At 64.9% G+C, this 13,378-nt stretch carries 12 protein-coding genes; 10 read left to right on the forward strand and 2 right to left on the reverse strand.

All coding sequences use genetic code 11. The annotated features are described in order from the left end of the window. Window positions 1-11 precede the first annotated feature (11 nt). Both RIN49_RS19750 and RIN49_RS19755 read left to right on the forward strand, forming a co-directional pair. Entirely contained in the window at window positions 12-704 is a 693-nt protein-coding gene (locus RIN49_RS19750; protein ID WP_309121863.1) for a C40 family peptidase, read from the forward strand. A 130-nt stretch (window positions 705-834) separates the two neighbouring features. Then, entirely contained in the window at window positions 835-1,374 is a 540-nt protein-coding gene (locus RIN49_RS19755) for a pentapeptide repeat-containing protein (protein WP_309121864.1), read from the forward strand. Window positions 1,375-1,458: 84 nt separating this feature from the next. On the opposite strand, the gene murQ is transcribed toward RIN49_RS19755, so the two are convergent. Next, entirely contained in the window at window positions 1,459-2,421 is a 963-nt protein-coding gene (gene murQ, locus RIN49_RS19760) for an N-acetylmuramic acid 6-phosphate etherase (RefSeq protein WP_309121865.1), read from the reverse strand. Then, window positions 2,418-3,389, reverse strand: coding sequence for a BadF/BadG/BcrA/BcrD ATPase family protein (locus tag RIN49_RS19765; RefSeq protein ID WP_309121866.1), 972 nt, complete (start codon window positions 3,387-3,389; stop codon window positions 2,418-2,420). Before RIN49_RS19765 ends, murQ begins: the two co-directional genes overlap by 4 nt. Before the next feature lie 208 nt (window positions 3,390-3,597). Between RIN49_RS19765 and RIN49_RS19770 the strand changes: the two genes are divergently transcribed. The 8 genes from RIN49_RS19770 to RIN49_RS19805 all read left to right on the forward strand — a co-directional run bounded on the left by RIN49_RS19770 (window position 3,598) and on the right by RIN49_RS19805 (window position 13,378). Further along, on the forward strand, window positions 3,598-4,446 hold the full coding sequence (locus tag RIN49_RS19770; protein ID WP_309121867.1) for a MurR/RpiR family transcriptional regulator: 849 nt from the start codon (window positions 3,598-3,600) through the stop codon (window positions 4,444-4,446). A 101-nt stretch (window positions 4,447-4,547) separates the two neighbouring features. Next, on the forward strand, window positions 4,548-5,711 hold the full coding sequence (locus RIN49_RS19775) for an exo-beta-N-acetylmuramidase NamZ family protein (RefSeq protein ID WP_309121868.1): 1,164 nt from the start codon (window positions 4,548-4,550) through the stop codon (window positions 5,709-5,711). A 4-nt stretch (window positions 5,712-5,715) separates the two neighbouring features. After that, the gene (gene nagZ, locus RIN49_RS19780; protein ID WP_309121869.1) at window positions 5,716-7,359 is read left to right on the forward strand and encodes a beta-N-acetylhexosaminidase; all 1,644 of its coding nucleotides are present in this window, start codon (window positions 5,716-5,718) and stop codon (window positions 7,357-7,359) included. Continuing rightward, complete coding sequence (locus RIN49_RS19785) at window positions 7,356-8,546, forward strand: anhydro-N-acetylmuramic acid kinase (RefSeq protein ID WP_309121870.1); 1,191 nt, start codon at window positions 7,356-7,358, stop codon at window positions 8,544-8,546. Before nagZ ends, RIN49_RS19785 begins: the two co-directional genes overlap by 4 nt. 445 nt (window positions 8,547-8,991) lie before the next feature. Then, complete coding sequence (locus RIN49_RS19790; protein ID WP_309121871.1) at window positions 8,992-9,705, forward strand: 2-phosphosulfolactate phosphatase; 714 nt, start codon at window positions 8,992-8,994, stop codon at window positions 9,703-9,705. Between the two features lie 443 nt (window positions 9,706-10,148). Further along, window positions 10,149-11,501 carry an extracellular solute-binding protein gene (locus RIN49_RS19795; protein ID WP_309121872.1) on the forward strand — a complete coding sequence of 451 codons (1,353 nt, stop codon included), beginning with the start codon at window positions 10,149-10,151 and terminating at the stop codon, window positions 11,499-11,501. A gap of 87 nt (window positions 11,502-11,588) precedes the next feature. Continuing rightward, complete coding sequence (locus RIN49_RS19800) at window positions 11,589-12,524, forward strand: carbohydrate ABC transporter permease (protein ID WP_309121873.1); 936 nt, start codon at window positions 11,589-11,591, stop codon at window positions 12,522-12,524. Between the two features lie 20 nt (window positions 12,525-12,544). Beyond that, window positions 12,545-13,378, forward strand: coding sequence for a carbohydrate ABC transporter permease (locus RIN49_RS19805; protein WP_309121874.1), 834 nt, complete (start codon window positions 12,545-12,547; stop codon window positions 13,376-13,378).

The raw sequence follows: 13,378 nt of genomic DNA on the forward strand, positions 1-13,378 counted from the left end.
GATGCTTTTTTATGCTTAGGTTTGGGAAAACGACGCTGTCGACGCTGCTCGCGACGGCGCTGCTGGCGGGCTGCTCGGGGGACGGACGAGGCACGATCGTCGGCGCAGACGATCGGGCGGACGATCCGGGACTGCTGGAGCACGACAAGGAATTCCGGCAGGGCGACCTCGGCGTGGAGCCGACGGGCTTCCAGGCGTTGAGCGCATCCGGCTTGCGCCAAGTATGGCCGTCGCCGGGGCTCGCCGATCGCGCCGGCGTCGCGGCGTCGAACGTCGTCTCGACGGCGACGTCGTATTTCGGCACGCCGTACGAATACGGCTCCGACCGGAACGAGCCGTCCACCTTCGACTGTTCGGACTTCACGCGCTGGGCGTATTTGTTCGCGCTGGGCATGGACCTGCCGCCCGATTCGCGGTCGCAAGCGCAGTACGTGCGGCAATTTTCCGCTCGTTCGTATGCGACGTTGGCCCAGGCGAAGCCCGGGGATCTGTTGTTCTTCCGCGCGTACCGGGGCGTCGCTCCGGACGCGTACGCCGGCGCGGACGATACGATCGCGCACGTCGGCATCTACATCGGCAACGACCGGATGGTGCATACGGCGTCGGCGCAGACGGGCGGCGTTCGGATCGACGCGCTGACGGGAAGCCACTTCGAATACCGGTTCGTCCTAGGGGGTTCCGTGCTGGAGCAAATCCGAAAATAACGGGCGTCGGGGCGGCCCTGATTTTGGAATGAGCGAGACGCGCGAAATAACGTTTCGCAATTTCGCTCGATCGAGTACAATAACGATACTGCAAATTGCGACATTATTCGACACAACAAGGTGTGACAGTATGGAACGAACCGGAGATTCGCACGACAATTCAAAGACCGCCCCTTATTCCGCGGAAGGCTTCCGCCTGACGAACGCGCTCAGCCGGCATTTAAGCTGGCTGTTCGGCGAGCCGGGCGGAACCCGGATCAACATCTCGAAGATGAACTTCGCCGACCTCGAGCTGCCGAACCCCGTCTTCACGAAGTCGGTGCTGCTCGAAATCGGCTTCCAACACTGCCGGCTTCCCGGCGCGTCGTTCCAGGATGCGACGGTGACGGACAGCAGCTTCGAGGATGCGGCGCTGCCGGGGGCGAACTTCGTCCGCGCTTACCTCGTTCGGACCTCGTTCCGCGGCGCGAATTTGGAAGGCGCGGACTTCTCCAAGTCCGACCTGCAAGGGGTCGACTTCCGCGGCGCGAACTTGCGCGGCGCGAAATTCGCGGGAGCGTCGATGATGCACGCGGATTTCCGCGAAGCGGATTTGCGGGGCGTCAATACGGGCGCGCTCAACTTCACCGGCGCGAAGATGGCGGGCGCGACCCGGGACGTCCCGATGTGAGGATGCGGCATCGGCTTGAGGCGGTTTAGGCGGAGAACTCCTCCGCACGCAAGTGCACGCCACGAAAAAAGAGGCTTACCCCCCCTATACCGGGGGGGTAGCCTCTTTTTTTACGCCGCGCTGCAGGTCCAGCGCCCGCTGGACGAAGCCGTCGGCCTGCTGCAGCAGCGCCTTCGCGCGGTCCGCGCCGACGTTCGCGAGAATCATGACGATCGCCGTCTTCACGTGCCGGTCCGCGGCTTCGAAAGCGGCTTCGACGCGGTCGTCGCCGGCGCCGGTCGCGAGAGCGACGATCCGCTTGGCGCGGTGGACGAGCTTCTCGTTGGACGGATTCAGATCGACCATCAGATTGCCGTACACCTTGCCCGAGCGGACGAACGCGGTGGTCGTGATCAGATTGAGGATCATCTTCTGCGCCGTGCCCGCCTTCATGCGCGTCGAGCCGTGAATCGCCTCCGGGCCTACGACCGCCTCCAGCTTCAGGTCGGCGATCTCCGCCATCGGCGTATCGGCGTTGTTGCACAGCGCCACGACGCGAGCGCCGAGCTCCTTCGCGCGCCGCATCGCGCCGAGCACGTACGGCGTTCGGCCGCTGGCCGCGATGCCGACGACGACGTCCGCCGCGGCGACGCCGTGCGCGTCGATGTCCGCGGCGCCGGTCTCTGCGCTGTCTTCGGCGCCTTCCACCGGATCCTTGACGGCTCGGAAGCCGCCGGCGATGATGCCCTGCACGAGCGACGGGTCGGTGCCGTACGTCGGCGGGCATTCCGAAGCGTCGAGAATGCCGATGCGGCCGCTCGTGCCGGCGCCGACGTAGAACAGCCGTCCGCCGCGGCGGAACGCGTCGACGACCCAATCGGCGCACGCGGCGATCTGCGGGATGATCGCCCGCACGCCGTCGGCGACGCGCCGGTCTTCGTCGTTAATGAGCAGCATGATGCGCTCCGAATCGAGCTGGTCGAGCGTCTTCGTATGGTCGTTCACTTGTTCCGTCACGAGACGGTCCAACACCTCGCGCGACGAAGCGGAAGCTGGAGCGGAATTCATGATGGCGTCCCCCTCACATGGCTGGATGAATAGCGCGACCGCGCGAGCAGCGCGGCGCCTTCGGCGGGCGTCCGCGGCTCGCCCTCGGCCGGCTCCTCGAAGCGAACGCCGGGGTGGCGCGCGCGAAGCGCGCGGGCGAAGGCGTCGCGGAACGCCGCCGACGAGCGGAAGACGGAGCCGGCGTACGCGACCCGTTCCGCGGCGAACGCGGGGAGCCGGTCGAGCAGCCCGGCCGCGGTGGCGGCGAGCGCTTCGGCTTCGGTGCGGACGATCTCGACGGCCGCCGCGTCGCCGGCTTCGCAAGCGTCGATCGCGAGTCTCGCGAACGCGGCGATGTCGGCTTTGGCGATGGACGGCTGATAGATATAGGATTTCAACTCCGGAAGCTCCCGAAGCGAGAGCGACGCAAGCAGCTTCGGTGCGATCGCCGTAGGCGGGATCGTGCCGTCGTAGGACGCCATGGCCGCTTTCAACGCGCGAACGCCGATGGCGTAGCCGCTGCCCTCGTCGCCCAGCAGATGACCCCAGCCGCCGGCGCGGTGCCGGGTGCCGTCCGGCTCGACCGCGTAGACGATCGACCCGGTGCCGGACACGGCGAGAAGCCCGTAAGGCTGTCCGACCGCGGCCATCAGCGAAATCTCTGCCTCGGACAGCAGCGCGAACGGGACGTCCCGGCCAAGGCGCTCTCGCAGGAAGCCGCCGAGCGCGGTCTCGAACGGGCTCCGTTCGACGGGCAGGTCGACGCCGGACAAGCCGAGGCAGACGCCGGTCAGCTCGCGCCCGGCGAGCCGACCGTCGGCGAAGGCCGCTTCCAACAATGCCAGAAGCTCCCGGATCGCGGCCTCCGTCGTGACCGCGTGCGGATTCGTAGAAGCGCCCGCCGTTCGGTACAGCAGCGTGCCGTCCTCCGAAATCGCGGCGAGCTCCGTCTTCGTGCCGCCGCCGTCGATGCCGAGCGTATACGCCATGTTAACATCCTCCGTAACATTTTCCTTGAGTATAAGTCATGGAGGATCGGATTGTAAAATAAAATTTCATGTCTAAATCTTATCTTGAAATTAATTTTCACCAATTCTATAATGGGGTCAACAAATGTTTTCGAAAGCGGTATCATTAGAAATGAGACATCCATGACAGGCTTCCGAGGGGCACCGAAATTTCGAGGGGGTGAAGAGCTTGAACGGCGGATTAGTGCGAATTAGAGAAGTGATCGACCAAGTGAATCCGTCCGAGCGCAAGGTGGCTGCCTACATATTGGAGCACCCTCAGGACATGATCGAGCAGTCCGTGGCGCAGCTCGCCGCGAACAGCGGCTCGAGTCAAGCGGCGATCGTGCGTCTGTGCAAGTCGCTGGGCGTGAAGAGCTACCAAGAATTGAAGCTGAAGGTCGCGGGCGACCTTCAGGAGCGCAAGCACGAGTCTTCCGCGACAGGCTATTCGGACATACAACCGAACGATTCGATTCAATCGATCATCGAGAGCGTCTCGAACAACAACATCCAGTCGATTCGCGACACGGTCAAGATCGTGGACGCGGCGGCGGTGGAACGAGCCGTGGCGGCGCTGAACGGGGCGAAGCGCATCTTCTTCTTCGGCGTCGGCGCGTCGAACCTGATCGCGATGGACGCGCAGCAGAAGTTCCTTCGCATCAATAAGACCAGTTTATCGTTTCCGGACCCTCATGTACAACTGACCTCCGCGGTGACGATGACGGCGGACGACGCCGCGGTAGGCATCTCGTACTCGGGCGAGACGAGCGAAATCATCCGGGCGCTGACGATCGCGAAGGAGCATGGCAGCACGACGATCAGCATTACGAAGTACGGCGACAACACGGTCAGCCGAACGGCGGACATTCCGCTGTTCACCTCTTCCACCGAGACGGAAATCCGAAGCGGGGCGATGGCGTCCCGGATTTCCCAACTGAACGTCGTCGATATTTTGTACATCGGCGTCGCCAGTCGGAATTACGATTCGGCCGTCACGTATTTGGAAGAGAGCCGACGCGCGATTCGGCAGCGATAAGGGCGGTAGAAGAAGACGTCCGTATCCGATCCGGAGCCGGGTCATGCGTACAAGTCATAGCGGCTCGGCGCCGGAATGGACGGACGAGAGGAGGAAGCGGCATGCAACGAGTCATAACGGGATTGGAGCGGCTGGCGCGGGAGGGCGATCCGCGGCTCGCCGGGAAGCGGATCGGCCTCGTGACGAATCCGACCGGCATTACGGCGGATTTCCGGACGGCGATCGACGTCTGCGCGGGCGTGCCCGGGGCGCGCTTGACCGCGTTATTCGCTTGCGAACACGGATTATACGGGGAAAAGCAAGCGGGCGACCGGTTCGAGGACGGCGTCGACGCGGCGACCGGCGTGCCGGTCTATAGCCTGTACGGCCCGCGCAAGGCGCCGGATGCGTCGACGTTGGAAGATGTCGACGTGCTGCTGTTCGACATCCAGGACTTAGGAATGCGGTTTTACACGTACGGCTCGACGCTGGTGTACGTGCTACGCGCGTGCGCGGCGCACGGGAAGCCGTTGCTCGTGCTCGACCGCCCGAATCCGCTCGGCGGGGAGCGCGTCGAGGGCGGCCTGCTCGAGCCGGGCTTCGAGTCGATGGTCGGCGCCTGGTCGATGCCGGTCCGCACGGGGCTGACGATCGGCGAGACGGCGCTGATGGCGAACGACGCGCTCGGCATCGGCTGCGACGTCGATCTCGTGCCGATGGAAGGGTGGACGCGCGCGATGGAGTATCCGGAGACGGGACTGCCGTGGGTGCTGCCGTCGCCTAACATTCCGACGATCGACTCGGCCCGCGTGTATGCGGGCACTTGCTTTTTCGAAGGGACGCGCTTGTCCGAGGGGCGCGGCACGACGCGGCCGTTCGAGTGGATCGGCGCGCCGTGGCTCGACGGCCGACGGCTCGCGGACGAGATGAACGGGTACGGCTTGCCGGGCGTCCGCTTCCATCCGAGCTATGCGACGCCGACGTTCTCGAAGCATGCCGGCGCGCTGTGCGGCGGGGTGCGGCTGTTCGTGACGGAGCCGGCGCGGTACGAGGCGGTGCGGACGGGCCTTACGCTGCTGCACGCCGTGGCCCGGCTGTACCCGGACGACTTCGCGTGGCTGCCGCCGTTCAAGGAAGGGATGCGTCCGTTCATCGACTCGCTGGCCGGCGGAGAGGACGTGCGCCTCTCGATCTCGAGCGCGGACGGCCTTGCGCGCGTGCTGGAAGCTTGGTCGCGCGGCGCGGCCGCTTGGACGGAACGCAGAAAGCCGTATTTACGATATTAGGGGGATGAGGCGAGTGAACGAGGAGACGCTGCTCGCGCGGATGACGCTGCGGGACAAGATCGGTCAGATGCTGCTTGTCGGCTTCCACGGGACGGACGTTCCGGAGGAGCTGCGGTCGCTCATTACGGAAGGGAGAATCGGCGGCGTCATTCTGTTCGCGCGCAACGTCGAGTCCCCGGCGCAGGTGGCGCGGCTGACCGCCTCGCTCCAGCGCGCCGCGGCGGAAGCGGGCGTGCCGCCGCTGTGGATTTCGATCGACCAGGAAGGCGGCATGGTCGCGCGGCTGACGGAGGGCGTGGCGCTCATGCCCGGCAATATGGCGCTCGGCGCGACGGAGGACCCGTCGCTCGCGTACGAGGCGGCGCTCGTCGCCGGCCGGGAGCTGCGCGCGCTCGGCATCAATATGAACTACGCCCCGGTGCTCGACGTGAACAACAATCCGGCGAATCCGGTCATCGGCGTCCGCTCGTACGGCGAGTCGCCGGAGCGCGTCGCCGCGTTCGGCGCCGAGGCGATCCGCGGGTATTCGGCGTCCGGGGTGGCGGCGACGGCGAAGCACTTCCCGGGGCATGGGGATACGAGCGTCGATTCGCATCTCGATCTGCCTCTCGTCGGACATGACCGGGAGCGGCTCGACCGGGTCGAGCTGCCGCCGTTCCGGCGGGCGATCGAAGCCGGCGTGGACTTGATCATGACCGCTCACGTCCGCTTCCCCGCGATCGAGCCGAGCGGGCTGCCCGCGACGCTCTCGCCGGCGGTGCTGACGGGTCTGCTCCGCGAGGAGCTCGGCTTCGACGGCGTCATCACGACGGATTGCATGGAGATGAAGGCGATCGCGGACCATTACGGCACATGCGAAGCGGCGGCGCTCACCGTCGCGGCCGGCGCCGATCAGGTGCTCGTCAGCCACACGCTCGAGCTGCAGCGCGGCGCGCTGGCGGCGATCGAAGCCGCGGTAGCCGACGGGCGCATCCCGCCGGAGCGCATCGAAGCGGCCGCGCGGCGGTCGCTGCGGCTGAAGGCGGCGCGCGGCGTGCTGGCCGGGTCGGCGGCGTCGGCGGCGTCCCTCGCCGAAGTGGGGAGCGAGGCGCATCTCGCCGTCGCCCGCGACATCAGCGAGCGCAGCGTCACGCTCGTGCGCAACGAGCGCGGCGCGCTGCCGCTGCAGGACGCGCGGACGCTCGTCGTCACCGTCGGGGCGGTCGCGCAGACGATCGCGGACGAGGCGGTTCGCGCGTCCGCCGGTCTCGGCGCCGCGCTGGCGTCGCTCGGGCTCGATTGCCGCGACGAAATCGTCGACTCCGCGCCTTCGGAGGAGCGCATCGCCGCGCTGGCGTCGCTCGCCCGCGAAGGCGGCTGGGCGCAGCTCGTCGTAGGCGTCTATAACGCCGCCTTCCATCCCGCGCAGGCGCGCCTCGTGCGCGAGCTGCAGACGACGGGCCTGCCGCTCGTCGTCGTGGCGCTGCGCAATCCGTACGACCTCGCCTTGTTCCCGGACGTCGACGGGTACGTCGCCGTCTACGAGAACCGACCGCTGTCGCTCATGAGCGCGGCGAAGGCGCTGCTCGGCCGGATGCCGTTCCGCGGCGCGCTGCCGGTATCGCTCGGCGACGCCTACCCGGCCGGGTGGCGAGGGGAACGCCGATGATCGGCGCTTACGCGGCGAAGCCGTCCCGGCTCGTCGTCGGCCTGATGTCCGGCACGTCGCTCGACGGCGTCGACGCGGCGGTCGTCCGGCTGTCGGGCTGCGGGCTCGCGACGAACATGGAGCTCGTACGCTACGAGAGCCGCCCGTACGACGACGAGACGCGCGAGCGGCTGAAGGATCTGTGCACCGTGGAGCGCTCCGACGTCGCCGCCGTATGCGGCATGAACTTCAAGCTCGCGAGTCTCTTCGCGGACGTCGCGATCGACGCGGTCGCCGGCGCCGGGCTGTCGATGGGCGACATCGACTTGATCGCGTCGCACGGCCAGACCGTCTGGCACATCCCGTCCGATACGCCGGGCGAGCCCTTCCTGCCGCGGTCGACGCTGCAGATCGGCGATCTGTCGGTGCTCGCGAAGCGCACCGGGGCGCTCGTCGTCGGCGACTTCCGCCCGGCGGACATGGCGGTCGGCGGCCAAGGGGCGCCGCTCGCGCCGTACGGCGACTTCCTCTTGTTTCGAAGCGAGACGGCGGGCCGCCTGCTGCAGAACGTCGGCGGCATCGGCAACTGCGCCGCGCTTCCGGCCGCGGCGCGCCCGGAGGACGTCTTCGCGTTCGACACCGGCCCCGGCAACATGGTCATCGACCAAGCCGTCTTCCGGCTGTCGAACGGCGCGCGAACGTACGACGACGGCGGCGCATGGGCGGCTTCGGGCCGCCCCGACGAGTCGCTCGTCGACGAGCTGATGCGCCATCCGTACTTCGACCTGCCGCCGCCCAAGTCGACCGGCCGCGAGGTGTTCGGCAAGGCGTATACGGAAGCGTTCCTCGAGGCGGCGCGCGCGAGGGGGCTGAGCGACGCGGACATCGTCGCGACGGCGACGGCGTTCACGGCGCGCACGATCGCGCACGCATACCGCCGGGACGTCTTCCCTCGCTGCGAGATCGGCGAAGTCATCGTCACCGGCGGCGGCGCGCATAACCGGACGCTGCTCCGGATGCTGGCGGAGCTGCTTCCCGAGCAGCGCGTCATGAATTCGCGCGCGCTCGGCTTCGACGCCGACGCCAAGGAAGCGATCATCTTCGCGATGCTCGGCAACGACTTCTTGTGCGGCGTCGCGAACAACCTGCCGTCCGCGACCGGCGCGAGCCGTCCGACCGTCATGGGCAAGCTCGCGCTCCCTTGGTAGTGCATCGTCGACGACTGTCGTTCTCCTCGGGAGGGCGACGGTCGTTTTTGGTTATTGTCGATTCCGTCGGGAGGGAGAAGGCGGTCGGCACCGATCGCCTGCACAAGTACAGTTAATTGCTCTCGCCGGCACCCGCTGCGGCGCTTTTCCTGCATATGTACATCTATTTGGTCGCTCTACGAGGGGTTCAGCCCGAATTAGCTGCACTTCCGCAGGTAATCGGAGTCCGGGCGCCGTTTTCTCGAGAAATACCTGCACTTGTGCATCTGCCTCCGCCTTGTGCGATCTTCAACCACAACCGCCGCGGACCGCCTCTTCCCCCTCGGCCATGTACCGCTACCCGCGCCCGCCGCGGGCCGGCCTGCGCATTAGGCGTTGACCGGGACAAAACCGATCCTTCATAATAGGCGGTACACTACGTCAAGCGAGGGAGAGAGCCGAACCGATGGAAATCAACATCTTGCAGCTGATCGAAGGCGCGAAGCAAGCGAGAGGGCTGACGGTCGTCATCGACGTGTTCCGCGCATTCTCGACGGCTTGCTACGTGACCGAACGCGGCGCCTTCCGGATCGTGCCGGTCGGCGACATCGAGACCGCCTATCGGTTGAAGCGCGACAATTCGTCCTATATTCTTATGGGCGAGCGCGGCGGCGTCATCCAGCCCGGCTTCGACTTCGGCAATTCGCCGACGCATGCGGAGCGGGCCGATTTCACGGGACTTACGGTCGTGCATACGACGAGCGCGGGCACGCAGGGCATCGCGAACGCGGGAGGCGCCGACGAGGTCGTCACCGGCAGCTTCGTGAACGCGGGAGCGATCGTGCGCTACATCCGGCAACGCAAGCCGGAGCGGGTCTCGCTCGTGTGCATGGGGCTGGGCGCGAAGTCGCCCGCGGACGAGGACACTCTGTGCGCCGAGTATATCAAGAACGAACTGGAAGGCGAACCGAACGACTTCGAGGGCATCGTCCGCCACTTGCGCGAAGGCGAAGGCCGCACAGGCAGCTTCATGGATCTCGTGGGAGAAGTCTCGGAACGGTCCGCCCCGAAATCCGATTTCGAAAAATGCCTCGACCTCGACCGCTTCTCGTTCGTCTTGAAGGTCGAGCCGTTCGAAGAGGGCCTGAAGCAGCTTCGGAAAATCGAGGTAGCCCCATAGCTCCCAAAATAATTTTGTTACGAGAAAGCCTTCGTCCGAACGGACGGGGGCTTTTCGACGCGCGCGAACGTTGTCGAATGCGGAGCGAACCGCTCAAGGGGGAGCGCCCCTTGTCGAAGCGGGGGCGAACAGCGACGCGCTGTTTTGTTACGCGTTGATCGCACACGCGAGCCCGACCGTCGGAGTTGCTCCGACTGCACGCCCTCGGCGATCCCTCCCAGAAGAGTCGCGCCTCGGTCATTCAGACCGATCGGTGCGGCTCTTTGGTGTATAGTGGAACATCTTCCGATCGATCGGAAGATGTTCCACCAAGGACGACCTCGGCCGATTCCGATTCGGAGAATAGGACACCATCCGCATAATGTAAGCGGTTTCCGGACGCCTCCGAAATTCGGATAATGAACGGTGTAAGCATATTCCGAACAGGTCTGGGGGAAGGAACGATGCATAAGAAGAAGCGGTTCGGCATCGGCGGATTGGCGGTCCTGCTCGCGGTCGTCATGACCGCCTGCAGCGGCGGCGGGGGCGGCACGACGAGCGGAGGCGACGCAGGCAGCGCCGGAGGCAGCGGGAGCGGAGGCGGATCGGCGACGACGGAGCCTAGCGGCGGAGGCGGTTCGACGTCGCAGGAACGCGTGACGATCGAGTACTGGCACACGTACAGCGACCAAGAGGAGAAGGTGCTCGCGGAGCAAATTAAGCCGTTGTTCGAGGAGAAGCATCCGAACATCGAGCTGAAGCTGACGCGCATGCCGTACGAAGGGCTGAAGCAGCAGGTGCTGGCGGCGGTCGCGGGCGACGCGGCGCCGGACCTGATGCGCATGGACATCGTCTGGGTGCCGGAGATGGCGCACCAGGGCGCCCTGATGCGGCTCGACGAGAAGCCCGGGTTCGAGGTCATCCAATCCAGCGTCTTCGACGGCGCGCTCGCGACGAACTATTACGACGGCGGCTATTACGGCGTGCCGCTCAATACGAACACGAAGGTCGCCATCTACAATAAAGCGACGTTACAGCAAGCGGGCCTCTCCGAGCCGCCGCAGACGATCGACGAGCTCGTCGCAGCGGCGAAGACGCTGAAGGCCCAAGGCAAATTCGGGCTCGGCGTCAGCGGCATGCACAGCTGGGGGCTGCTGCCGTACTTCTGGAGCCTCGGCGGCTCGCTGACGAACGACGACTACTCGGCCGTCGATGGTTATCTCAACAGCCCCGAGAGCATCGCCGCGCTGCAGACGATCGCCGATTGGCAGCAAGAAGGCCTGATCATTCCGCCGCTCATGGGAGGAGAGCCGGGCGCGTGGGACGGCCTGAAAACCGGCGAATATTTGATGGTCGACGACGGCCCGTGGTTCTACAGCATCTTGATGAACGAAGCCGACAGCCCGTTCAAGCCGATGGAGGAGACGGTGCGGGCGCTTATCCCGGCCGGTCCGGCCGGGTCGCATTCGGTCATCGGCGGCGAGGATCTCGTCATCTTCGCGAACTCGAAGCATCCGGAGGAAGCGTGGGCGTTCATGCAATGGATGCTGACGGAAGAACCGCAATCGATCATGGCGACGACGGGGCTCATTCCGACGAACAAGACGGCGGCCGGAAACATCGATCCGCAGAGCATCCCGTTCATCGAGGAGTACGTCGAGCAGCTGAACACGGCGCTGCCGCGCACGCCGATCCCGCAATGGGGCGAGATGGAGACGATCTTCAACCTGGCGGCGGAGAAGGCGATTCGGGGCGAGATGAGCGCGGCGGACGCGCTGAACGACGCGGCGAAGCAGATCGAAGCCTTGCTGCAATAACGCTACGACACGCGGCTTCGCCGGCGCCCGGCAAGGGTTCCGGCGAAGCCGGCTTCATCTCGGAGAAGAAGGGGAGGCGGGAAGCGCATGATCGTCGTCGAAAAGAAACGTCCGAGATCCCGCTGGCGCGTCGGCGCGAAGCAGTGGCTTACGGTGCTGCCGTACGTCGCGCTCGGGTTCGCGGGCACGTTCGTCTTCGTGTTGTACCCGATGGTGAAGAACATTCTGGTGAGCTTCCAGGATTTCAGCATCATGCCGAACGCGAAGAACGCCTGGATCGGGTTCGAAAATTACGCCGAGGTGTTCCGCGATCCGAACAAGAAATTTCTCATCGCCGTTCGCAATACGTTCCTGAACGTGCTGGCGACGGTGCCGATCAACTGGTTTCTGGCGATCTTCTTCGCAGTGCTGATCAACGCGAAATTCGTGAAGCAGAAGATCGCCTTCCGCACGGTGTATTACTTGCCGATCGTCACGTCGTGGGTCGTCGTGGCGCTGCTGTTCAAATATTTGTTCGCGGACGGAGACGGCGGGCTCGTCAACTTCCTGCTTCACAAGACGCTGGGCATTTTGCCGGAAGCCGTCGCTTGGAAGAGCCACTATTGGTCCGCGATGATTATGATTTGGTTGTTCCACATCTGGAAGACGGTCGGCTGGGGCATGGTCATCTACCTGGCGGCGCTGCAAGGCGTGCCGAAGGATCTGTACGAGGCGGCGGACATCGACGGCGCGACCGCGGTTCAGAAATTTTGGCGCGTGACGGTGCCCGTGCTGCGGCCGGTGACGTTGTTCGTCGTCATTAATCTGATCAACGGCGCGTTCGGCTTTTTCCCGCAGGTGTATTTCATTACGCAAGGCGGGCCGATGAACCAGACGCAGGTCATTCCAAGCTTGATTTATATGGAAGCGTTCAATCATTTCAAGATCGGCGAGGCGGCGGCGATGGGCTTCCTGATGGGGCTCATGGTGTTCGCGCTGACGTTCTCGCAGATGGCCAAATTCGGCAAACAACGGCTGTTCTAGCGAAAGGAGGAGTCAGCGGCATGCATACCCCGATCTACGTCAAGGCGCTTGTGTACGTCCTCCTGTTCGCCGGCGCGGCGGCGTTCGTCTTTCCGCTCGTCTACATGGTGTGGACCAGCTTCTTCACGGCGACGTTCTCGCTGCCGCGGCCGGACGAGGTGTTCGCCGTGACGCCGAATCTGAAAAACTACGCGATCGTCTGGAGCAAAAACAATTTCTCGCGTTACTTCCTGAACAGCGCGTTCGTCACGGCCGTCTCGATGGCCGGCGCGTTGTTCGTCAGCTCGCTGTGCGCGTACGCCTTCGCGCGCTTTCCTTTCCCCGGGAAGGAGGCGCTGTTCCGGTTGTTCCTGCTGTCGATGATGATTCCGGCGGTCATCAATATCATCCCGCAGTTCATCACGCTGCAAGGGCTCGGCCTCGTCAATACGTACGCCGGATTGACGATGGTGTACATCGCGACGGGCGTCGTCGGGAACATGTTTTTCCTGCGGGGCTTCTTCGAGAATATTCCGAAAGAACTCGAGGAATCCGTCCTCATCGACGGCGGCGGCAGCTGGCGCATCTATTGGAACATCTACCTGCCGCAGTCGCTGCCCGCCATGGGGACGCTGGCCATCTTTATATTCCAAGGCACATGGGAGGAGTATTTCTTGGCGCTGACCGTCATCAAGAGCGAGTCGCTGCGCACGCTGCCGATCGCGATCATGATGTTCAACGACAAGTACGCGACGAACTACGGGCAAATTTTCGCGGCGTCCACGATCGCGCTGCTGCCGGTGATCGCCATCTACATGGCGTTCCAGAAGCGGTTCGTCCAGTCCGGATTCAACGAGGGGGGGATCAAGGGATAG

The organism is Paenibacillus sp., assembly GCF_031177825.1.
GTDB lineage: Bacteria > Bacillota > Bacilli > Paenibacillales > YIM-B00363 > Paenibacillus_AE.

Coding starts and splice junctions, on each gene's coding strand:
- RIN49_RS19755 (WP_309121864.1), top strand. CDS start 835: ATGGAACGAACCGGAGATTCGCACGACAATTCAAAGACCGCCCCTTAT.
- RIN49_RS19765 (WP_309121866.1), bottom strand. CDS start 3,389: ATGGCGTATACGCTCGGCATCGACGGCGGCGGCACGAAGACGGAGCTC.
- RIN49_RS19750 (WP_309121863.1), top strand. CDS start 12: ATGCTTAGGTTTGGGAAAACGACGCTGTCGACGCTGCTCGCGACGGCG.
- nagZ (WP_309121869.1), top strand. CDS start 5,716: ATGAGGCGAGTGAACGAGGAGACGCTGCTCGCGCGGATGACGCTGCGG.
- RIN49_RS19805 (WP_309121874.1), top strand. CDS start 12,545: ATGCATACCCCGATCTACGTCAAGGCGCTTGTGTACGTCCTCCTGTTC.
- RIN49_RS19785 (WP_309121870.1), top strand. CDS start 7,356: ATGATCGGCGCTTACGCGGCGAAGCCGTCCCGGCTCGTCGTCGGCCTG.
- RIN49_RS19800 (WP_309121873.1), top strand. CDS start 11,589: ATGATCGTCGTCGAAAAGAAACGTCCGAGATCCCGCTGGCGCGTCGGC.
- RIN49_RS19790 (WP_309121871.1), top strand. CDS start 8,992: ATGGAAATCAACATCTTGCAGCTGATCGAAGGCGCGAAGCAAGCGAGA.
- RIN49_RS19775 (WP_309121868.1), top strand. CDS start 4,548: ATGCAACGAGTCATAACGGGATTGGAGCGGCTGGCGCGGGAGGGCGAT.
- murQ (WP_309121865.1), bottom strand. CDS start 2,421: ATGAATTCCGCTCCAGCTTCCGCTTCGTCGCGCGAGGTGTTGGACCGT.
- RIN49_RS19795 (WP_309121872.1), top strand. CDS start 10,149: ATGCATAAGAAGAAGCGGTTCGGCATCGGCGGATTGGCGGTCCTGCTC.